We start from the raw sequence: 20,935 nt of genomic DNA, 5'->3' as shown, positions 1-20,935 counted from the left end.
CGACATCAATCAGATCGGAGCGTTTTCAGGCGGGGCGCGAGGCTGCGCGAAACGGATGCCCTTGCGGGGAAATTCGGGAATGGCCGGCGCGGCCGCGCGATAGGCGAACGTCCGCACGAAGCCCGGCAACACGGGCAGGCTCGACCCGAGCGCCACGTTCGCCGCGAAGCCCGGACAGTACACGCAGTGCGGCACGCCGGCATGGTCGAACGACGACGCATCGTGATCGCCGCCCGCCTGTGCGAGCACGACCTGGCGGGCGCCCGCTGCACTGCACAACTCGAGCGTGAGCTCGCCGGCGCCGCTCGATGCAAGACGCGCATAGCCGATGACGGGCGACAGTACGTTCAGTACCAGCGCCAGCCATACGAGGCCGATCCATCGCGTCGTTCGTTTCATCGCGGTCCAGAAAAAGTGCGCGCAAGTATAACAAGCGGGCCGATTGTTGCCGATTCCGCACGATGCAATAGTCGGCATCACAGCGCGCGTCGGAGCGCATGTACCGTTAATACAACAGAGACAAAATCTAACGATTCGCCACTGGCATAAATTCAAGCGCGAGGTTGATAATCATCGAACCTGCTGGAGAAATGACCATGGACGAAAGACCAACCCGCATGCCACCGCCGGAGCAAGTGATGAGCCCGGATCCGGAACCCGTCGGCGTGGAATTCCTCGCCGAATTGCCTGACCACGTGCGGGCATTCTTCGACGAGCAGCACAGGCTGTACTCGCCGAAGTGAACGCCTGTTCGGTTCTGTAACCGCTACGTGTCGATCATCGCTATCGTGCGGTTCATCGCTGCGCATCGCGCGCAATTCGCCTCGCACCCGGGCCGCAACAGCCTGACGGTGCCTGATCAGCTCGCCTGCTGATTCTCCGGTCGCTGCGCTACGCCGCGCGACTGTCTTCGTCTATCCTTCTGGTTTTCCACCGTCAGCCCGCTCCGGGTCTCCCGATCGTTCCGATGAAGCAAGCCATTCGTGCCAGCCTCGCTGTCGCCGCGCTCGGCGTCGCCCTCATTTCGTCCCCGCGCGTCGCCAATGCGGACGGTGACGACACCGCCCTCACCAACATCGTCGCGCTCGCGTCGCAGCGCCTCGCGCTCGCCGAACCGGTCGCTCGATGGAAATGGGCAAATCACAAGGCAATCGAGGACCGGCCGCGCGAGGCGGAACTGCTCGTATCGGTCGAGAGGCGCGCGGCACAGGCCGGCGTCGATCCCGCGTTCGCACGAACGTTCTTCGAGGATCAGATCGCCGCGAGCAAGGACGTGCAGAACGCGCTGTTCGCGACCTGGCGCGCGACGCGGCCGCCGGAAGGCACGCCGCCCGACCTCGCGACCAGCACGCGCCCGGCGCTCGACCGGCTGACGCAGAAAATGCTCGCGGGGCTCGCGCAGGTTGCACCGCTGCGCGATGCGCCTGATTGCCAGGCGCGGCTCGCGCGCAGTATCGCCAACTGGAAGACGCTCACGCGCTACGACTCCACGCAAACGCAGGCACTCGACACCGCGCTGTCACACGTCTGCACGGCCGGCGGCGCAAGCGCAATCGGCTGACGACAGCGGGCGCGGGTCGCACGACCGCGCCTGATCAACCCGCCTGCCCCGCAGGCGTAAGCGCGGCGAGCGGAATCAGTTGCAGGCCGCGCGCGAGATGCGTCTGCAGCAGGCGGTGGGTGAAGGGTTCGAACGCACCGTCCGTCCCGTCGGCTGCGAGCTGCGCGGCCGCGTCGAGCGATTCCGCGGCGCCGAGATAGCGCCAGCCATCGATCACATGAAACAGGCGGCGCTCGCCGCTCGCCTCGAACGCGACGGCGCCTTCGAACGGCCAGGGCGCAACGCCGGCACGGGCGTCGGCCGCGGTGCGCCGGTTGTACGACGGCCGCAGCCGGGCGATCCATTGCGCTTCGGCGAGCATCGCCCCCAGTTCGTTGCCGGTCTCGCGCCATTCGATGCGCCGCACCTGCTGCGCAAGCCGCATTTCCTTCGACGAACGGCGCTCGCCGGTCAGCAACGCACGCAGCCGTTGCCGCACACGCACGCTGCGGCCAACATACAGCGGCACGTCCTCCGCCCCGAACAGTGCGTACGCACCGCATCCGGCCGGCGCAGTATCGAGCCAGGCTTCGGTCAGGTCGCCGCCCAGGCGGAAGTGGCGCGTCGTGCGCGCGATCTGGTCGCGCAGCCGCTCGAGCGGCACGATGTCGTGCAACAGGCGCCAGAACTGCCACAGCAGGTCGGCATCCGCCAGCGCCCGGTGACGGGCAGCCGGCACGAGGCCGTGACGTTCGATCAACGCGTCGAGCCCGTGCCGCGATTCACGCGGGAACAGCGCTCGAGACAGCCGCACCGTACACAGCACATCGGGATTGAACGCGAAGCCGGCGCGCTCGAATTCGGCCCGCAGGAAGCCGCGATCAAAGCTCGCGTTGTGCGCGACGAAAAGCTTGCCGTCGAGCCGCTCGAACAACGCCGGCGCCAGCGACGCAAATGACGGTGCGTCGCGCACCATCTCGTCCGAAATACCCGTCAATTGCTGGATGAACGGCGGAATCGGCTGCCCCGGATTGACGAGCGTCGTCCATGTCGACACGCCGAACGGGCCGATTTCGACCACGCCGACTTCGGTGATGCGGTGTTCGGCGGGCGAGCCGCCAGTGGTTTCAAGGTCGACGAAAACGAGCGGCTGTTCGCTGGCGGGATCGGACGGACGGGGAGAATCGGACATGAAAAGACGGGGAAACGATGCTTCCGTGAGTATGCACCGGCATCCCCGTTCGCGGCCAGCCCGAACCGGAATGTTCCGTCCCCGGAAAACAAAAAGCCCCCGCAATGCGGGGGCCGGACGTGATCGGCAATGCGTGGCGCGTCAGACCGCCTGGATATTCGCTGCCTGCTTGCCTTTCGGCCCGACTTTCACGTCGAACGAAACACGCTGGTTTTCCTTCAGCGTCTTGAAGCCGTCCATCTTGATTTCGGAAAAGTGTGCAAACAAATCTTCACCACCATTGTCCGACGTAATAAAGCCGAAACCTTTAGCATCGTTAAACCATTTCACGATACCGGTATCCATGTCTTCGTTCCCCACTCGATTAGATCAAAAAAGCTATTTTTATAGCCGTTTCCCGAAATCCCGAAACATTGCGCCAGCACCCGCACCAGCACGCCGCCCGAGGACGGTGTGCTGACTTTATAAATTGGACAATCCGGGTGCGTCAAGGAAATTTTTGACTATCGTTTTATCAAAAAATCGCTAATGCCATTGGAATCGGTACACCATCGCTTTTTATTAATTGATTCGCATCAAAAACCTGTCAATATTACCGGGATCATAGTTCCGATATTTTCAACCGTGAAATTCCTACCGGGGACAAATCTGATCGGTAAAATCCTCGGGTTTTTTCCGGGTTGCGGAAATCCTGGGACCTTGCGATGCTCACTTAACGTCGGAAGGAAGGAGAAGGTCATGTGGCTGGACGGAATCAAGCGCTTCGCGAGCCGGCTCGGGCGCGTACGCCGCAAGTCCCGCGCGCTGGTCGAGTCCGCGTCCTCGCACGAAGCGCCGTGCGACACCGAATTCGATACGACCTGGCACGGCGATCACTGGCAGAACCTGCTCTCATCGCCGCTCGATGCCCGTCACTACGTGATGGAAGACTGGACATACACGCCGCCCCCCAACGAAGCCAAGGAGGCCGCGCCTGCGGCCAAGCGCAAGCGGCGCTCGTTCGCGCAATAGCGCGCGGGCAGACGGGGCAAAAAAAAAGCGCGACTGGGAAGTCGCGCCGACAAAGGTTTGGAGATCTTTTCCGTCAACGAAAAAGTCTGCTTCGGAAAGCAGAGATCGCAGTATAGCGAGAGAACAACCTTTCATTAGTCATGCTCCACACAAACCTCTATTGCCGATGTGTCAATAATCGGACTACGACCATCCCCGTCTGCTACTGACTGCCTGTCGCGATCGCGCAACGCCCATTGCGCACTCCTGATTGCCCTTTTCCTTCGCTGCACCGCCGCAAACCCTTGATGGACAATCGTTTGCGCTGCCTTATCGATCTTTGCGGATTACAAAATATATTATTGCTTAAAGCGGATCCTTCCCCCACTCCAAGCACTCCGTACACTGCAGATGGCTTTTTGATAAGCGCAGCGCCGCTCTGCCGGACCGGCCGCAACGTCAAGCAAAACATGCCAGTCCGCAGCAGGTTCGATCGACATCATCCTGTTTGGAGACAGATCCATGAAAAAAACCCTGATCGTCATCGCGTTGTCGGGGGTATTCGCTACGGCAGCTCATGCCCAAAGCAGCGTGACGCTCTATGGCCTGATCGACGCAGGCATCACCTACACGAACAATCAGGGCGGCCATAGCGCCTGGCAGGAAACAAGCGGTTCGGTCAACGGCAGCCGCTGGGGCTTGCGCGGCACCGAAGATCTCGGCGGCGGCCTGAAAGCGATCTTCACGCTGGAAAATGGTTTCGGCATCAATAACGGCGCGCTGAAACAGAGCGGCCGGGAATTCGGCCGGCAAGCATTTGTCGGCCTCGCCAACGACAGCTACGGTTCGCTGACGCTGGGCCGGCAGTACGACAGCGTCGTCGACTATCTCGGGCCGCTATCGCTGACCGGTACCCAGTACGGCGGCACGCAGTTCGCCCACCCGTTCGACAACGACAACCTGAACAACTCGTTCCGGATCAACAACTCGGTCAAGTATCAGAGCGCGAACTACGGCGGCCTCAAGTTCGGTGCGTTGTACGGGTTCTCGAACTCGACCGCTTTCGCGAACAACCGCGCCTATAGCGGCGGCGTGTCGTACAGCTACCTGGGCTTCAACTTCGCCGCGGCCTATTTGCAGCTGAACAGCGACGTGAATGCGCTCGCGCAGGCGGTGTCCGATCCGGGCGCAGTGACCGGCGAATGGACCTTCGCATCGCGCGTGCAGCGCACTTGGGGCGCCGGCCTGAATTACGGGTTCGGCCCGGCCACGGTCGGCTTCGTGTTCACGCAAACGCGCCTGACCGGCATCCGGGCAATCAGCGCGGGGCAGTCCGGCGTGTCCGGCGGCATCACGGGCCTCGGCGGAACCGCGCGCTTCAGCAACTACGAACTCAACGGACGCTACGCGCTGACACCGGCGCTGTCGCTCGCCGGCTCCTACACGTATACGCAGGGCCGCCTGGCCGGCGACAAGCCGACCTGGCACCAGTTCAACCTGCAAGCCGACTATGCACTGTCGAAGCGCACCGATGTCTACCTGCAGGGCGAGTTCCAGAAGGTCAACAACGACGGCCTCGACCTCGGCGCCAATATCAACGGGCTGGGCGCCGCGTCATCGACCAACAAGCAGATCGCGGTCACGGCCGGCTTGCGCCACCGCTTCTAAGCGGTCGGCACATCGGCCACACGCCGGATGACGAAGCGCCCCATCGGGGCGCTTTTTCTTTGTCGCGCTGCGCCGTGCGCCGCTCAGGCGTTACCCGGCGCCGGGTAACGGACGTCGAGCACTTCGATCGGTTGCGGGCCGGCCGGCGTCATCAGCATCACGGTATCGCCGATCTTCGCCTTGATCAGTGCGCGCGCGACCGGCGAAATCCAGCTGACGCAGCCGCGATCGAGATCGACCTCGTCGATCCCGACGATCGTGATCGTGTGATCCTCGCCGTCCGGCGTCTCGTAATCGACCGTTGCGCCGAAAAACACCTGGTCGACGTTCTCCTGCCGGCTTGCATCGACCACTTCGGCCAGATCGAGCCGCTTCGTCAGGAAGCGGATGCGGCGATCGATCTCGCGAAGCCGCCGCTTGCCGTAGATATAGTCGCCGTTCTCCGACCGATCGCCGTTCGACGCAGCCCAGGACACGAGCCGCACGACCTCGGGACGCTCGACGTCGATCAGGTTCAGCAGCTCGTCCCGCAGCCGCTTGTGGCCAGCCGGCGTGATGTAGTTCTTCGCACCCGCCGGGATCGCTGGCTGGGCCTGGTCGAGCTCGTCGTCGTCGCCGTCCGACTCTTTGACAAACGCCTTGTTCATGATGCGGATTCAACATGGATGACTGATGCTCCAAGGGTACACGAAGGGCGCCCCGGCAAGGCCGTGCTGAACAATTCGCGAATAAGGCTTCCCTTTTTATACAACCCTGCTATAATTTCGCTTCTGCGTGCGGCTGTAGCTCAGTTGGATAGAGTACTTGGCTACGAACCAAGGGGTCGTGGGTTCGAATCCTGCCAGCCGCGCCACTTTTTCGAGGGCCTTCGGAACCGAAGGCCCTTTCAGTTCGAAGCAGTAGAAGTTTTGTTTTGCGTGCGGCTGTAGCTCAGTTGGATAGAGTACTTGGCTACGAACCAAGGGGTCGTGGGTTCGAATCCTGCCAGCCGCGCCACTTTTTTGGGGGCCTTCCCATCGCAGAAGGTTCCGACAGTCAAGCAGTACCGTTTTGCGTGCGGCTGTAGCTCAGTTGGATAGAGTACTTGGCTACGAACCAAGGGGTCGTGGGTTCGAATCCTGCCAGCCGCGCCACCTTAAAAGGGCTTTCCTCCGGGAAAGCCCTTTTTCTTTTCCGCCTGCCCTTCCCTTGCTCACGGCCCGGCAACGCACGGTTGCGTGGCGCCCCTTTTCGGAAGGACGTCGACCACACCGCACGCTCGCCTCTCCGGCAGCCCAAATGAAAACGGCGGCCACTGGCCGCCGTCGATCGATCGCCCACGCGGGCCAAGCGTCAATAATCCTGCCGCTCGCGCTCGATGCGCATGCCACCGTCGTGGCGCGCATGCGCACCGTCGTCGGTCGAACGCTCGCGCATGATCCGCATCACGTCCGGATTGGTTCGCACGCGCCGCATCACGTTCGCGAGATGCACACGGTCGCTGACCTGGATCACGAAGCGCAGCACCGTCGATTCGTGCGTCAGATCCTCATCCATCGCGATATGCACGATATTCGCATCGGCCGACGTGATATCCGCCGCCACGCGCGCAAAGATACCCTTCGTGTTCTTCACGAGCGCCTTCACCGCGACATCGAACAGGCGGCCCGGCTGCGGCGCCCATTCGACGTCGATCCAGCGGCCCGGATCGCGGCGATGGATACGCTGGGCCACGCGGCAATCGGTCGTATGAATCGCCATCCCCAAACCGATGCCGATATAACCCATGATCGCGTCGCCCGGAATCGGCCGGCAGCATGCCGACAGTTGCACGGACATCCCTTCGGTGCCGGTAATCACGACCGGCGGCGCATGGTGCGCCGGATGCCGCTCGGACTTCGGCAGATCGTCGTCCGCGTCGCGGCCGCTCATCAGCACCTCGATGCGCTTGGCCATCACCGCAGCCACGCGGCGGCCGAGGCCGATGTCCGCGAAGATTTCCTGACGGCTCTTGTTACCCGTCCACTGCACGAGCTTCTCCCACACTTCCGGCTCGACATCGGCCAGCGCGAGACCGTAGCCCTTCAGGCTCTGGTCGACCAGCCGCTCGCCAAGCTGCACCGATTCGTTCAGGCGCATCGTCTTCAGGTAGTGACGGATCGCCGAGCGCGCCTTGCCGGTACGCACGAAGCCAAGCCATGCGGGGTTCGGCTTCGAATACGGCGCCGTGATCACCTCGACGATGTCGCCGCTCTTCAGCTCGGTGCGCAACGGCAGCAGTTCGTTGTTGATCTTCACGGCAACGCACTGGTTGCCGAGATCGCTGTGGATCGAATACGCGAAATCGAGCGCCGTCGCACCGCGCGGCAGCGCCATGATCTTCGACTTCGGCGTGAACACGTAGACCGCGTCGGGGAACAGGTCGATCTTCACGTGCTCGAGGAATTCGCTCGAATCGCCGGCTTCGCTCTGGATGTCGAGCAGCGACTTCAGCCACTGGTGCGCGCGCTTCTGCACGTCGCTGAGATCCGCGCTGCCGTTCTTGTACAGCCAGTGCGCGGCGACCCCCGCCTCGGCGATCTCATGCATCTTGCGCGTGCGCACCTGGAACTCGATCGGCGCGCCGAACGGGCCGACGAGCGTCGTGTGCAGCGACTGATAGCCGTTGATCTTCGGGATCGCGATGTAGTCCTTGAACTTGCCGGGCACGGGCTTGTACAGCGCGTGCAGCGCACCGATGCACGTGTAGCAGTCGAGCGGGCTGTCGACGACGACGCGAAAGCCGTACACGTCGAGCACCTGCGAGAACGACAGCTGCTTGTCGCGCATCTTGCGGTAGACGCTGTAGATGGTCTTTTCACGGCCGGTGATCTCGGCGTCGATCTTCGCATCGGCCATCGCACGCTGCGCGGCCTCGAGGATCTTGCTGATCACTTCGCGGCGGTTGCCGCGCGCGGCCTTCACGGCCTTCTCGAGCGTCGCGTAGCGATGCGGGTTGAAGTTCGCGAAGCTCATGTCCTGCAGCTCGCGATACGTGTTGTTCAACCCGAGGCGGTGCGCGATCGGCGCGTAGATGTCGAGCGTTTCCCGCGCGACGCGGCGGCGCTTTTCCATCGGCACCGCGCCGAGCGTGCGCATGTTGTGCAGCCGGTCGGCGAGCTTGACGAGAATGACGCGCACGTCGCGCGCCATCGCGAGCAGCATCTTGCGGAAATTTTCCGCCTGCGCTTCCTCGCGGCTGCGGAACTCCATCTTGTCGAGCTTCGACAGGCCGTCGACCAGCTCTGCGACCTTCGGACCGAACCGTTCGGCCAGCTCGTTCTTGGTCACGCCCTGGTCTTCCATCACGTCGTGCAGGAGCGCCGCCATGACGGCCTGCGCGTCGAGCTTCCAGCCGGCGCAGATTTCCGCGACGGCGACGGGATGGGTGATATAGGGTTCGCCGCTCTGGCGATATTGACCGAGGTGGGCTTCGTCACTGAAGTGGAACGCCGCCTTGACCTCTTTGATTTCCTCCGGAGGAAGATACTCGGCAAGCGCGGCGGTCAGTTTCGCGATCGAAACGACGCCGTGCTTGCGAGGCTGCTCCGGTGTGGCGGTCGGCCCGAACAGATGCCGGAAGGACTGTTCGAGGACCGCGTCGATGTACTGGCGCGCAGGCGACTGGGCCGTGGCTTCGGTGGTCGAATCCGCGGAGGCGGACGATGGGGTGGTGCTCATATTCGCCTCCAGGTCGAGTCGTTGCGCGCGTGGATTACATGGCTGGAACGGGCCGGATGCGCGTTACACCGGCACCTTCTTCAGCATCTCGACACCGACCTGACCGGCAGCGATTTCGCGCAGCGCGACGACGGTCGGCTTGTCGCGGCTTTCGATCTTCGGCGTATGGCCTTGCGCGAGCTGCCGCGCGCGATAGGTGGCGGCGAGCGCCAGTTCGAAGCGGTTCGGGATTTGCTTCAGGCAGTCTTCGACGGTAATGCGAGCCATGTTGGTAATTCCTTCTGAATATAGTGCTTATTCTACCTTATGTCCCTCGTCCCCCGCGTCATTCCGCGTGGGGCAGATGGATGCCGAGCTCGATGAACAGCTCCGTGTGTCGCGCGTACTGCGAAGCAAAGCGCAGGCGCGTGGCCGCGACGATGCATTCGAGTTCCGCGAGCGCACGCTCGAAATTCTCGTTGATCACCACGTATTCCGCTTCGGACGCGTGTGCGATCTCGCTGCCGGCGGCAAGCAGGCGGCGCGTGATCACGTTCGGTTCGTCCTGGCCGCGCTTCTTCAGGCGCTCCTCGAGCGCGTCGAGCGACGGCGGCAGGATGAAGATGCCGACCGCGTTGCGGAACTGCTTCTTCACCTGCAGCGCGCCCTGCCAGTCGATCTCGAGCAGCACGTCATGGCCGTTCTTCATCTGCTCTTCGATCCAGACGCGCGACGTGCCGTAGTAGTTGCCGTGCACTTCCGCGCTCTCGAGGAATTCGTGCGCCGCGTGACGCGCGCGGAAATCCTCGACCGTCGTGAAGTGATAATGCTGGCCGTCCTGCTCGCCCGGGCGCGGCTTGCGCGTCGTGTACGAGATCGACAGGCAGATGTCGCTGTCCTTCGACAGCAGCGCATTCACGAGCGTCGACTTGCCGGCACCCGACGGCGCGACGACCATGAACAGGTTGCCGGGATAGACGCCGCCGTGCAGCGAATGCGACGCGTGCGCGTCGCGAGTAGATTCCGTCATGTTGCTTTACTCCAGGTTTTGCACTTGCTCGCGCATCTGCTCGATCAACAGCTTGAGCGCCATCGACGCGTCGGCGAGTTCCTTCGCCGCCGCCTTCGAGCCGAGCGTGTTCGCCTCGCGATTCAGTTCCTGCATCATGAAGTCGAGACGCTTGCCGACGCGGCCGCCCTTCTCGATCACATGGCGCGTTTCGTTCAGGTGCGCGGTGAGCCGCGACAGCTCTTCCGCGATGTCGATCCGGATCCCGTACATCGTCACTTCCTGACGAATGCGCTCCGCGGCTTCCTCGCGCGTGACGATCGTCGAGCTGCCTTCGGGCGCCGCGATGCCGAGCGCCTCCTGCAGCCGTTCGACGATCTTCTGCTGGTGCTTCGCGATCAGCTCCGGCACGAGCGGCGTGATGCGTGCGACGATCGCTTCCATCTCGGTGACGTTCGTCAGCAGCATCGTCGCCAGCTGTGCGCCTTCGCGCGAGCGCACGACGACGAGCTCGCCGATCGCTTCCTTGCCGCACGCGAGCACCGCGTCGCGGATCGCTTCCGCCGACACGCCGCTCTCGGCGATCACGCCGGGCCAGCGCAGGATCTCGCCCGCGCGCAGGCGGCCGACGCCCGGGAACGTGTCGAGCACCGAGCGCTCGAGCTCGGCGAGCTGGCCGAGCGCGGACTGGTTCAGCGCGCCGGCGCCGATGCTCTGCTCACCGCGCTGCAGGTTGATGCGGATGTCGACCTTGCCGCGCGACAGCTTGTTCATCAGCATTTCGCGCAGCGCGGGTTCGCACGCGCGCACGTCGTCCGGCATCCGGAAATTCAGGTCGAGGAAGCGCGAGTTCACGGTGCGCAGTTCGACCGACACGCTGGTGCCGCCGTTGCCGGTGGCCGTCGCGAGTTCGCGCGTCGCGCTCGCGTAGCCCGTCATGCTGTAGATCATGGTTCGTCTCGCCGTCTGGGTGCCCTCGCGGGCGGGATATGTCGAGGCGCCCGGCGCATCGGAAAGCGCGGGGCGGGAAGCGCGCATTATCCCATTTTTGCGGACCACCCCGCCGGGCACGCCCGCCGTTCGGCGCTAAAATCGGGGTTTCCTCTCGTTCCGCGATTCCCACATGACGTCCTCCGTTTCCCGCCCGAGCGGCCGCCGCGCCGACGCACTGCGCAAGGTCGCCCTTACGCGCCACTACACGAAACATGCCGAAGGCTCGGTGCTGGTCGAATTCGGCGACACCAAGGTGCTCTGCACCGCGAGCGTCTCCGAACGCGTCCCAGACTTCCTGCGCGACCGAGGGCAAGGCTGGCTGACCGCCGAATACGGGATGCTGCCGCGCGCGACGCACACGCGCAGCGACCGCGAAGCCGCCCGCGGCAAGCAGACCGGCCGCACGCAGGAAATTCAGCGCCTGATCGGCCGCGCGCTGCGCGCGGTGTTCGACCTCGAGGCGCTCGGCCCGCGCACGATCCACATCGACTGCGACGTGATCCAGGCCGACGGCGGCACGCGCACGGCGAGCATCACCGGCGCGTTCGTCGCCGCACACGACGCCGTGTCGACGCTGATCGCGGCCGGCAAGCTCACGCGCTCGCCGATCACCGACCACGTCGCCGCGATCTCGGTCGGCGTGTACGAAGGCGCACCCGTGCTCGACCTCGATTACGCGGAAGATTCGCAGTGCGACACCGACATGAACGTCGTGATGACGGGCGCCGGCGGTTTCGTCGAAGTTCAGGGCACGGCCGAAGGCGTGCCGTTCTCGCGCGCCGAGATGAACGCGCTGCTCGATCTCGCGCAAGGCGGGATCGCCGAACTCGTGCAGCTCCAGAAAGACGTGCTGGGCGCCTGACATGCCGGACGACCACACCATCGCGCCGCTGTCGCGCATCGTTCTCGCGTCGAACAACGCCGGCAAGCTGCGCGAATTCACCGCGCTGTTCTCGACGGTCGGCATCGAGATCGTCCCGCAGGGCGACCTTGCCGTGCCGGAAGCGGAAGAGCCGTTCGGCACCTTCATCGAGAACGCGCTGACGAAGGCGCGCCACGCGTCGCGGCTCACCGGGCTGCCGGCCATCGCCGACGATTCGGGGCTGTGCGTGCGCGTGCTGCGCGGCGCCCCGGGCGTCTATTCGGCGCGCTACGCGCAACTCGCGGGCCGCGACAAGGGCGACGCGGCGAACAACGCGTATCTCGTCGAGCAGCTGCGCGGCGTCGACGACCGGCGCGCATACTATTGCTGCGTACTCGCGCTCGTACGCCATGCGGACGACCCCGAACCGCTGTTCGCCGAAGGGCGCTGGGCGGGCGAGATCGTCGATACGCCGCGCGGCGAGCACGGATTCGGCTACGACCCGTATTTCTACCTGCCGTCGCTCGGCGCGACGGCCGCCGAACTCGAGCCGGCCGTGAAGAACACGCACAGCCATCGCGCGCTGGCGCTGAAGGCGCTGCTGGCGCGGCTCGCGGAGGAAGCATGAGCGCGCTCGATACCCGTTCGCCAACGGAGGTTGCATGAGCCAGGCCGCGGAAACCGGCGCGCGCGTCGTCGCGACCTTCACGTCGCCCGGCCAGGTGCGGCTCACGTCGCTGCCGCCGCTCGCGCTGTATGTGCATTTCCCGTGGTGCGTGCGCAAGTGCCCGTACTGCGATTTCAATTCGCACGAGTGGAAGGGCGAGCGGTTTCCGGAAACCGAATATCTCGACGCGCTGCGCGCCGATCTCGAGCAGGCGCTGCCGCTCGTGTGGGGCCGGCAGGTGCATACGGTATTCATCGGCGGCGGCACGCCGAGCCTGCTGTCGGCGGCCGGCCTCGACCGGATGCTGTCCGACGTGCGGGCACTGCTGCCGCTCGACGCCGATGCCGAGATCACGCTCGAGGCGAATCCGGGCACGTTCGAGGCCGCGAAGTTCGCGCAGTTCCGCGCGAGCGGCGTGAATCGCCTGTCGGTCGGCATCCAGAGCTTCAACGAAACGCACCTGAAGGCGCTCGGCCGGATTCACGACACCACGCAGGCTCGCGCGGCCGTCGAGATCGCCGCGAAGAACTTCGACAACTTCAACCTCGACCTGATGTTCGCGTTGCCGAACCAGACGCTCGACGAATGTCGTACCGACATCGAGACCGCGCTGTCGTACGCGCCGCCGCATCTGTCGCTGTATCACCTGACGCTCGAGCCGAATACGCTGTTCGCGAAGTTCCCGCCGGTCGTGCCCGACGACGACGCGTCGGCCGACATGCAGGAATGGATTCACGCGCGCACGGCCGAGGCCGGTTACGGACGCTACGAAGTTTCCGCGTATGCCAGGCCGAATCATCAGTGCAAGCACAACCTGAACTACTGGCGCTTCGGCGACTATCTCGGGATCGGTGCGGGCGCACACACGAAGCTGTCGTTCCCGAACCGGATCCTGCGGCAGGCACGCTACAAGCACCCGGCAACCTTCATCGAGCAGGCGATGGCCGGCACGGCCGTACAGGAAGAGCGTGAAGTCGGCGCGCGCGACCTGCCGTTCGAGTTCATGCTGAACACGCTGCGGCTCGTCGAGGGTTTCCCCGTGCACAGCTTCGCCGAACGCACGGGCCTGCCGATGAGCACGATCGAACCGGCGCTGCAGGAAGCGGAACGACGCGGCCTGATCGCGCGCGATTTCGCGCAGATCGCACCGACACCGCTCGGCCAGCGTTTCCTCAACGACCTGCAGGAATTGTTCCTGCGCGACGATTGAAGGAATGAACCTCGCGGCATTTCGGTTACAATGCCGCCTCGTGTGGAAGCGTGGCCGAGCGGTTTAAGGCACCGGTCTTGAAAACCGGCGACGGGAAACTGTCCGTGAGTTCGAATCTCACCGCTTCCGCCAGGAAATTCGCCAAACCCCGTCCATTCACCGAATGACGGGGTTTTTTGTTGGCCCGCGCATCCTTCCCTAACGTTCCGACGCGTCGCGCCGGATGCCGTTACAATCCGGCGCTCCGATTCGCGAAACGGGAAAACCACGTCATGAAGCCCTTCATCGTCTCGTCGCTCGCTGCGCTGCTGGTTGCCGTCAGCACGCAGGCGATAGCCGACACCGCCTCCGGCAGCGATACGCAAGCGTCGTGCGCGATCGCCTACGTGACCGGCGTCGGCGGCTCGCCGCGCGGCCTGAGCGAATACCTTGCAAGTCCGTCGCCCTACAACTACCTGAAGGACAACGACCTCCAGTGCAAGGTCGGAGACGACGGACGCACGTCGAACTGCACGGGTGTGACCTACCTCCGGCACGAACAGGTCAGCGTGTACGACGATTCCGACCCGGCGACGCTGAGCGTCGTCGCGCGTGTGGAGCTCGACCACGGCCAGAAATACCCGGTGATCATCGTCGTGCAGCGCAAGGACGCGCGCTGCAAGCAATGATGCAGCGCCGCGCGCGAACCCGTCCGTCGAAACGGCACGTGCGTTCGTGCCGGGTCCCGAGCGGCACCTGAGCCACGGGCAGCGGCCCGTCGTCGCGCCACGCCGCGCTGGAAGCCTCCCGGCCGGCCGTTCGATCACCTAGAATTCGATCAACACGGCGACACGACCGCCGCCGCGTACTCGACGCCGCGCGCGCCACCCCTGCGTGCGGCACACGGAGATCGCCATGACCGAACTGTCGACACCGGCGGAACACGTCGATTACGAAGGCTTCGAGGTCCATGTCATGCCGGCCGTCGTGCCCGGTAGCGACACGCGCTACACCTACACCGGCTACGTGTGCCATCCGGGCGCGAATCCCGCGTTGCCCGGTCACGCGGTGCCGTTCCACGCGGACGGCGAGGAAAGCTTCACGAGCCTCGATGAAGCCGTCCACGAAGCCGTGCACACCGGCAAGAGCATCATCGACGGCACGCATCCCGACCTGTCGATCCTGTCGCTCGTCACGCACGGCTTCTGAACCGGGCGGCACGCATCGCTGAAGCGTGCGCCGGCGGCCGGACGGTCGTCACGTGCCTGCGTGCCACTCGCGTTCCTCGCCTTTCTTTCAACCTTGCAACACGCACGCGGGGCCGCACGCGTACGGCGGCCACGCGAGCGCGCTGTCACATGTCGCGTCACATCGCGATGCGCGAGCGCACGCCATCTCGTCATCAGCGATCGCATCGTCCGGCATCGCGCATTATGCGTTTCTCCCGATATCGGCTCGCGTCCGTGCGCCTATCATTTTTTTATAGTCACTTCTGGCTAGCCTCCCATGCGCCCCCTTCCCCGTCCGCGCGTCGACCGGCTGCGAGCAGTTGCGCTGGCCGTCGTCGCCATGCTCGCGGCGTGCACGATCACGCCGCCTCCGTCGCTGCGCTCGGTCCTGACGATTCCGTCGATCACCCGCAGCGGCAGCCTCGACCAGTACCGCGTCGAAGTCGCGCAGCGTGTCGCCGAACGTAATCCCTCCGGCATGCTGCACGGCACACCACAAGCCATGCTGCGCTCGCTCGTCGTCGTGGCCTTCACCGTCGATGGCAGCGGCCGGCTCGTCAACGCGTCCGTCTATCGCAGCAATGGCGACAGCGAAGCGGAAGCACTCGCGCTCGCGTCGCTGCGCCGCTCGGCACCGCTGCCGCCACCACCGTCGCGACTGCTCGACGGCAACGGCCGGCTCGAGTTGATGGAAGGCTGGCTCTTCAACGACGACGGTCACTTCCAGTTGCAAAGCACCGCGTCGGCGCAGGCGCAATCGATCGACTGACCGGTCGCCGCACCGCGATTGCCGGTGCGCGGGGGCGCTGGCTATAATTTTCCGCAATCGCGCGACCACCACGCCGCGCGCGCGTTCGCGCGCCCCACCCGGCATGCGAGCCGACCACGCCGGCACCGGGCGGCGGCGACGTACCCGTCTCCATCGTCGACCGGCGGGTGACGTCCGCGCCACGGCGCGCGTCCACGCCGCCACCGCATCATCCGCTCGGCTGCCCCCGGCAGGCGTCCGCCTGCTCGACCGCCCCAACGACAAAACGGAGACATCCATGTCCGCATCCCCCCCGGCCGTTGCACATGCAACCGGTTCGGCCGGCGCCGTCAGCCACCGGCGCATCGTGTTCGCGAGCTTCATCGGCACCGCGATCGAGTTCTACGATTTCTACGTGTACGCAACGGCCGCCGCGCTCGTCATCGGCCCCGTGTTCTTCCCGCACGGCTCCGCGACCGCACAGGCGCTGTCCGCGTTCGTGACGTTCGGCATCGCGTTCATCGCACGCCCGATCGGGTCGTTCCTGTTCGGACACTTCGGCGACCGCATCGGCCGCAAATCGACGCTCGTCGCGTCCCTGCTCGTAATGGGCGTGTCCACCACCGCGATCGGCTTCGTGCCCGGCTACGACGCGATCGGCACGCTCGCGCCGGTGCTGCTGTGCGTGTTGCGCTTCGGCCAGGGGATCGGCCTCGGCGGCGAATGGGGCGGCGCCGCGCTGCTCGCGACCGAGCACGCGCCGCAGGGCAAGCGCGGCTGGTTCGGGATGTTCCCGCAGCTCGGACCGTCGGTCGGCTTCCTGATGTCAAACGGCCTGTTCTTCGCGCTCGCGCTGTCGCTGTCGGACGAGCAGTTCCGCAGTTGGGGCTGGCGCATCCCGTTCCTGGTCAGTGCGGTGCTCGTCGCGCTCGGCCTGTACGTGCGGCTCAAGATCACCGAAACGCCCGCGTTCCAGGCCGCACTCGATCGCAACGAGCGCGTGCGCGTGCCGGTCGCGACACTGATCACGCAACACTGGCAGCCGACGCTGCTCGGTGCGCTTGCAATGGTCGTCTGCTACACGCTGTTCTACATCTCGACGGTGTTCTCGCTGTCGTATGGCGTGTCGACGCTGCATATTCCGCGCCAGAGTTTCCTCGGCCTGCTGTGTTTCGCGGTCGTGTTCATGGGACTCGCGACGCCGCTGTCCGCGTGGGCATCCGACCGCTTCGGCCGCAAACCGGTGCTGGTCGTGGGCGCGATCGCCGCGCTGCTGTCGGGTTTTGCGATGGAGCCGCTGCTCGGTAGCGGCTCGATGCCGCTCGTCGCGCTGTTCCTGACGATCGAGCTGTTCCTGATGGGCGTGACGTTCGCGCCGATGGGCGCGCTGCTGCCGGAACTGTTCCCGACCAACGTCCGCTATACGGGCGCGGGCGTCGCGTACAACCTCGGCGGGATCCTCGGTGCGTCGATCGCGCCGTATATCGCGCAACTGCTGGCAGCGCGCGGCGGGCTGTCGTGGGTCGGCGGTTATGTATCGGTTGCGGCGGCAATCAGCCTGATCGGTGTGCTGCTGATGCGTGAAACGCGCGACGCATCGCTCGTCTGAGACTCCGGGGCGCCCCGGGTTGTGCGGTGGCCGGCGCTGCCTATACTCGATCCTGGGCGCGCCGCGGCGCGCCCCCGGGATTCCGCCCCGAAGGAGCCGCCGCCATGAACATCCGCCTCGGCAACGCCGATCTCGTCCTAATCCTCGCGCTCGCGCTGGGTGGTGCGCTACTGCTCGCACTGCGCTTCCGGCCGAAGACGTGGCGCGGCCTCGTATTCGAGGCGCTGCTGGCGAACCTGGCGGCGATTGCCGCCGTCGTCACGGTCGAGGCGTTGCTCGCCTGAACCGGCGCGCCTCGCTTCGTCAGGCGGTCAGCCGCGCGCGCAGCGCGCCGTAGGCCGGACCGACCGCATCGATCGCATCCAGCGCTTCGTCGACGGACGGCATCGCGCCCGGCTCGCCGATCGACAGTGCATTCGGCGCGCCACCGATGCCGCAATGGTGCCGCGACGTCGCGACGAAAATCATCACGGTCGGTCGCTGCAGCGCGTGCGCCATGTGCACGAACCCCGTATCGACCCCCACCACGAGCGCAGCCCGGCCGAGCGCCGCGCCAAGCTCGCGCACCGTCATCGCGGGCAGCACGACCGCCCCCGGCGCGCGCGCGGTGATGTCCTGCGCATCGTCGTGCTCGGCAGGCGATCCCCACGGCAACAGCACGCGTACGCCGCGCGCCATCATCTGGTTGGCGAGCGCGGCCCAGCGGTCGGCCGGCCATTTCTTGTCGGGGTTGGACGTTGCATGGAACAGCAGCATGAACGGTGCGCCATCGATCACGGCCGCCGGCAGGTTCACGTCCTGCGGCGGGACGATGCCGTACGTGGCGATGCCCTCGGGCACATAGCCGAGTGCCTCGCCGGCGCTCACGCGCATCCCGTGCCAGGCGTCGCAGTCCGGCCGCGGGCCGAAGCGATGCGAATACGCGAAGCGTGCCCCCGTTTCGCCGAGATCCTGCGTCTGGTAGCCGACGCGGCGCGCGCCGCGTGCGAGCGCCGAAATGATCGCGCTCTTGTAGACGCCGTGCAGGTCGATCACCGCATCGTAGCGGTGCGCCCGCAGCGCGCTGATCGACGCCGTGATCGCCTTCAGGTCGCCGCGATTGCGCAGTTTCTTGAAGCGGCGCAGCGGCGCGCAAAGGACACGGCTGACGCCCGGATGCCAGCGCACGACCTCCGCGCACGATTCGTCCACCGCCCAGTCGACCGTTACGCCGGGGAAGGCGCGATGCAGATCCGCGACGACGGGCAGCGTCTGGACGACGTCGCCGAGCGACGTCACTTTCACGATGAGGATACGTTTCACGATGTGTGGGAATAGACCGGCCAATTTGGCATGCTAACGATGGTTACATGCGCAAACATTACGTGAAAATTACTTTTGCAACAAAATGCATCTCCTTTCGGGAATATTCTCGCACCCCGTCCGCATCCGGTTCTTTTTATAATCCGGTCTTTGCCTACCGGCCCGCGTCGATGCCACGCCCCGCCCTTCCCGCCCTGTTTCCCGCCCTCACCCGTCGTTCGATGAGGATCTGGCGCCAGTATGGCGTTTTCTGGCTCGGCGCGATCGTCGTCGGCCTCACGGCCGTACTCTACGCGCGACTGATCGACTGGGGCTACGAAACCTTCCGCACGATGCGCGATCACGCCGCGTGGCTGCCGCTGCTGCTGACGCCGGCCATCGCCGCGGTATCGGTATGGATCACGCGCCGCTTCTTCCGCGGCGCCGAGGGCAGCGGCATCCCGCAGGTCATCGCGACACTGCATGCGCGCCCGAGCGCATTCGGCTCCCGGCTGCTGACGCTGCGCATCCTGTTCGGCAAGGTGCTGGTTTCGTTCCTCGGTATCCTGGGCGGCTTCACGATCGGCCGAGAAGGGCCGACCGTGCAGGTCGGCGCGGCGCTGATGTTCAACCTGCGACGCTTCTACCCGCGCTCGAACGCGCAGATCGAACGCCAACTGGTGCTCGCCGGCGCGGCGGCCGGGCTGTCGGCCGCGTTCAATACGCCGCTCGCCGGGATCGTGTTCGCGATCGAGGAGCTGACGCGCAGCTTCTCCGCGCGCGCCAGCGGCGTGCTGATCACCGCGATCATCCTCGCCGGCGTCGTCGCACTCGGCTTGAACGGCAACTACACGTATTTCGGCACGATCGATGCCGGCCCCCATTTCCCGAAACTGCTCGCGCTCGCCGTGCTGGTCACCGCGATCGTGACGGGGATCGCAGGCGGCCTGTTCTGCTGGCTGCTGCTCAACACGGGACGCTGGCTGCCCGCGCAACTGCTCGGCCTGTACCGTGAGCGGCCGATCACGTTCGCCGCGCTGTGCGGCTTCGCGATCGCCGTCGTCGGCCTCGTATCGGGCGGCACGACCTTCGGCAGCGGCTATGCCGAGGCGCGCGGCCTGCTCGACGGCAGCCAGCATCTGTCGGTGTTCTATCCGTTCCTGAAGATGATCTCGATGGTCGCGTCGTACCTGCCGGGCATCCCGGGCGGGATCTTCGCGCCGTCGCTGTCGATCGGCGCCGGGTTCGGCAACCTGTTGCACGTCGTGTTCAGCAACATGAGCCTGCCTATGCTGATCGCGCTCGCGATGGTCGGCTACATGGCGGCCGTCACGCAGTCGCCGATCACGTCGTTCGTGATCGTGATGGAGATGATCAACGGTCACGCGCTCGTGATTTCGCTGATGGCCACCGCGTTGGTGTCGAGCCGCGTTTCGCGCTTTTTCGCGCCGCCGCTCTACGAAACACTCGCCCTGCGCTATCTCGCGCCGCCCGTCGCGGCCGCGGAACCGGCCGCTGCAACCGCGGCGAGCGCGACGGTGGCAACCGGCGTCACCGAGCCGCAGGATGCGGCCGCAGCGCCCGCCGATCCGCTCGACACGCTGCGCGACGAAAGCAGCGAAGCGCCGGCCGCCGCCGCACCGGTCGAAGGCGCAGCACATGCACCGGCACCGCACGACGACGAGCCGGCCGCGGCCGGGACGAACGGCCCGGCACAGCCCGGCCCGCGCGACGCTCAGTAGATCACGACGGGTGCCGGCCGGTAGTACACGGGCCGCGCCGGCACGACGATGCACCCGGCCAGCGTGATCGCGACGAGCGCGATGGCGATTGCGGTTCTTTTCATCGCCCGCCTCCATCAGGCCCAGTGGCCACGGGTCCAGAACCAGTTCGGACCGCGCTGGTCCCAATGGCCCGGCATCCATTGCATGCCGACGCGCTCGGCTTCCCAGTGGCCGCCGATCCACACGTAGCGGCCATGATCCCAGTGCCAGTGCCCACGATCCCACACGTAGCCCACGCGCGAGGCCGGCACGACCTCGTAGCGCACCGGCGGCGGCGCATTCGGCGCGACGACGACGATTTCCCCGGTGCGCACGGCGACCGGCTCGGCGACGACCACGCGGCCCTGCGGCACGATCATGGGCGCGCCGACGAGAATCTCGTCTGCATGCGCGGCAAGCGGCGCGACGACGGCTGACAGGCTCGCAGCAATCAGTGCGAGCGAAACGATACGACGTTGAGCAGTAGAGACAGCCATCACAACCTCCTGGTTGAACA

The 20,935-nt window shown here is 65.4% G+C and carries 23 protein-coding genes and 4 tRNA genes; 17 read left to right on the top strand and 10 right to left on the bottom strand.

Annotation, left to right across the window (positions count from 1 at the left end; all coding sequences use genetic code 11):
• Positions 1–9: 9 nt before the first annotated feature.
• Entirely contained in the window at positions 10–399 is a 390-nt protein-coding gene (locus ACPTTC_RS05250) for a DUF2946 domain-containing protein (RefSeq protein WP_226195609.1), read from the bottom strand.
• A gap of 197 nt (positions 400–596) precedes the next feature.
• On the opposite strand from ACPTTC_RS05250, the gene ACPTTC_RS05245 reads away from it, so the two are divergent.
• Positions 597–743, top strand: coding sequence for a hypothetical protein (locus ACPTTC_RS05245; protein WP_165765576.1), 147 nt, complete (start codon positions 597–599; stop codon positions 741–743).
• Between the two features lie 224 nt (positions 744–967).
• On the top strand, positions 968–1,561 hold the full coding sequence (locus ACPTTC_RS05240) for a chorismate mutase (protein WP_423391767.1): 594 nt from the start codon (positions 968–970) through the stop codon (positions 1,559–1,561).
• A gap of 34 nt (positions 1,562–1,595) precedes the next feature.
• Here the strand turns inward: ACPTTC_RS05240 and ACPTTC_RS05235 are convergent, their stop codons facing one another.
• A complete protein-coding gene (locus tag ACPTTC_RS05235) occupies positions 1,596–2,732 on the bottom strand; it encodes an exonuclease domain-containing protein (protein ID WP_423391766.1) in 1,137 nt (378 codons plus the stop codon).
• A 141-nt stretch (positions 2,733–2,873) separates the two neighbouring features.
• Positions 2,874–3,077 (bottom strand): cold-shock protein, encoded by a 204-nt coding sequence (locus ACPTTC_RS05230; protein ID WP_011351289.1) that lies wholly within the window; start codon positions 3,075–3,077, stop codon positions 2,874–2,876.
• Between the two features lie 393 nt (positions 3,078–3,470).
• Between ACPTTC_RS05230 and ACPTTC_RS05225 the strand changes: the two genes are divergently transcribed.
• A complete protein-coding gene (locus tag ACPTTC_RS05225) occupies positions 3,471–3,743 on the top strand; it encodes a hypothetical protein (protein WP_423391765.1) in 273 nt (90 codons plus the stop codon).
• Between the two features lie 501 nt (positions 3,744–4,244).
• Positions 4,245–5,390: a porin gene (locus tag ACPTTC_RS05220; protein WP_423391764.1), complete on the top strand. Its 1,146-nt coding sequence runs from the start codon at positions 4,245–4,247 to the stop codon at positions 5,388–5,390.
• Positions 5,391–5,473: 83 nt separating this feature from the next.
• Here the strand turns inward: ACPTTC_RS05220 and greB are convergent, their stop codons facing one another.
• Positions 5,474–6,037 (bottom strand): transcription elongation factor GreB, encoded by a 564-nt coding sequence (greB, locus tag ACPTTC_RS05215; RefSeq protein WP_423391763.1) that lies wholly within the window; start codon positions 6,035–6,037, stop codon positions 5,474–5,476.
• A 129-nt stretch (positions 6,038–6,166) separates the two neighbouring features.
• On the opposite strand from greB, the gene ACPTTC_RS05210 reads away from it, so the two are divergent.
• The 3 genes from ACPTTC_RS05210 (at position 6,167) to ACPTTC_RS05200 (ending at position 6,523) form a co-directional block, all read left to right on the top strand.
• Positions 6,167–6,243, top strand: a tRNA-Arg gene (locus ACPTTC_RS05210).
• A 66-nt stretch (positions 6,244–6,309) separates the two neighbouring features.
• A tRNA-Arg gene (locus tag ACPTTC_RS05205) sits at positions 6,310–6,386 on the top strand.
• 60 nt (positions 6,387–6,446) lie between these two features.
• Positions 6,447–6,523, top strand: a tRNA-Arg gene (locus ACPTTC_RS05200).
• A 199-nt stretch (positions 6,524–6,722) separates the two neighbouring features.
• Here the strand turns inward: ACPTTC_RS05200 and ACPTTC_RS05195 are convergent.
• The 4 genes from ACPTTC_RS05195 to ACPTTC_RS05180 form a co-directional block, all read right to left on the bottom strand.
• Positions 6,723–9,089 carry a RelA/SpoT family protein gene (locus tag ACPTTC_RS05195; protein ID WP_175951627.1) on the bottom strand — a complete coding sequence of 789 codons (2,367 nt, stop codon included), beginning with the start codon at positions 9,087–9,089 and terminating at the stop codon, positions 6,723–6,725.
• 63 nt (positions 9,090–9,152) lie between these two features.
• Positions 9,153–9,356 carry a DNA-directed RNA polymerase subunit omega gene (gene rpoZ / locus ACPTTC_RS05190; RefSeq protein WP_006025620.1) on the bottom strand — a complete coding sequence of 68 codons (204 nt, stop codon included), beginning with the start codon at positions 9,354–9,356 and terminating at the stop codon, positions 9,153–9,155.
• Positions 9,357–9,414: 58 nt separating this feature from the next.
• Entirely contained in the window at positions 9,415–10,098 is a 684-nt protein-coding gene (gene gmk, locus ACPTTC_RS05185; RefSeq protein WP_089439459.1) for a guanylate kinase, read from the bottom strand.
• A gap of 6 nt (positions 10,099–10,104) precedes the next feature.
• On the bottom strand, positions 10,105–11,028 hold the full coding sequence (locus ACPTTC_RS05180; protein ID WP_175951626.1) for a YicC/YloC family endoribonuclease: 924 nt from the start codon (positions 11,026–11,028) through the stop codon (positions 10,105–10,107).
• A gap of 172 nt (positions 11,029–11,200) precedes the next feature.
• On the opposite strand from ACPTTC_RS05180, the gene rph reads away from it, so the two are divergent.
• From rph to ACPTTC_RS05135, 9 genes are all read left to right on the top strand, one after another.
• The gene (gene rph, locus ACPTTC_RS05175) at positions 11,201–11,932 is read left to right on the top strand and encodes a ribonuclease PH (protein ID WP_175951625.1); all 732 of its coding nucleotides are present in this window, start codon (positions 11,201–11,203) and stop codon (positions 11,930–11,932) included.
• Position 11,933: 1 nt separating this feature from the next.
• Positions 11,934–12,560, top strand: coding sequence for an RdgB/HAM1 family non-canonical purine NTP pyrophosphatase (gene rdgB / locus ACPTTC_RS05170; protein ID WP_423391762.1), 627 nt, complete (start codon positions 11,934–11,936; stop codon positions 12,558–12,560).
• A 34-nt stretch (positions 12,561–12,594) separates the two neighbouring features.
• A complete protein-coding gene (gene hemW, locus ACPTTC_RS05165) occupies positions 12,595–13,809 on the top strand; it encodes a radical SAM family heme chaperone HemW (protein ID WP_423391761.1) in 1,215 nt (404 codons plus the stop codon).
• A 44-nt stretch (positions 13,810–13,853) separates the two neighbouring features.
• Positions 13,854–13,941 (top strand) — tRNA-Ser (locus tag ACPTTC_RS05160).
• 140 nt (positions 13,942–14,081) lie between these two features.
• Positions 14,082–14,477 carry a hypothetical protein gene (locus tag ACPTTC_RS05155; protein WP_423391760.1) on the top strand — a complete coding sequence of 132 codons (396 nt, stop codon included), beginning with the start codon at positions 14,082–14,084 and terminating at the stop codon, positions 14,475–14,477.
• Positions 14,478–14,703: 226 nt separating this feature from the next.
• Positions 14,704–14,997, top strand: coding sequence for a hypothetical protein (locus ACPTTC_RS05150; protein WP_423391759.1), 294 nt, complete (start codon positions 14,704–14,706; stop codon positions 14,995–14,997).
• Between the two features lie 297 nt (positions 14,998–15,294).
• Positions 15,295–15,786 (top strand): energy transducer TonB family protein, encoded by a 492-nt coding sequence (locus tag ACPTTC_RS05145; protein ID WP_423391758.1) that lies wholly within the window; start codon positions 15,295–15,297, stop codon positions 15,784–15,786.
• 277 nt (positions 15,787–16,063) lie between these two features.
• Positions 16,064–17,374 carry an MFS transporter gene (locus ACPTTC_RS05140; protein WP_423391757.1) on the top strand — a complete coding sequence of 437 codons (1,311 nt, stop codon included), beginning with the start codon at positions 16,064–16,066 and terminating at the stop codon, positions 17,372–17,374.
• A gap of 104 nt (positions 17,375–17,478) precedes the next feature.
• Positions 17,479–17,658 (top strand): hypothetical protein, encoded by a 180-nt coding sequence (locus ACPTTC_RS05135; protein WP_021164136.1) that lies wholly within the window; start codon positions 17,479–17,481, stop codon positions 17,656–17,658.
• A 19-nt stretch (positions 17,659–17,677) separates the two neighbouring features.
• Here the strand turns inward: ACPTTC_RS05135 and waaC are convergent, their stop codons facing one another.
• Positions 17,678–18,676: a lipopolysaccharide heptosyltransferase I gene (gene waaC, locus ACPTTC_RS05130; protein WP_423391756.1), complete on the bottom strand. Its 999-nt coding sequence runs from the start codon at positions 18,674–18,676 to the stop codon at positions 17,678–17,680.
• A gap of 170 nt (positions 18,677–18,846) precedes the next feature.
• On the opposite strand from waaC, the gene ACPTTC_RS05125 reads away from it, so the two are divergent.
• A complete protein-coding gene (locus ACPTTC_RS05125) occupies positions 18,847–20,397 on the top strand; it encodes a chloride channel protein (RefSeq protein ID WP_423391755.1) in 1,551 nt (516 codons plus the stop codon).
• 116 nt (positions 20,398–20,513) lie between these two features.
• Here ACPTTC_RS05125 and ACPTTC_RS05120 read toward each other — a convergent pair whose 3' ends face one another.
• A complete protein-coding gene (locus ACPTTC_RS05120; protein WP_423391754.1) occupies positions 20,514–20,915 on the bottom strand; it encodes a YXWGXW repeat-containing protein in 402 nt (133 codons plus the stop codon).
• Between the last annotated feature and the right edge of the window lie 20 nt (positions 20,916–20,935).

Origin of the sequence: Burkholderia mycopellens (genome assembly GCF_964265025.1) — a bacterium.
Classification (GTDB): domain Bacteria; phylum Pseudomonadota; class Gammaproteobacteria; order Burkholderiales; family Burkholderiaceae; genus Burkholderia.
Note: the sequence above shows the minus strand (reverse complement) of the source record. Positions and strands in the feature narration are given on the sequence as shown.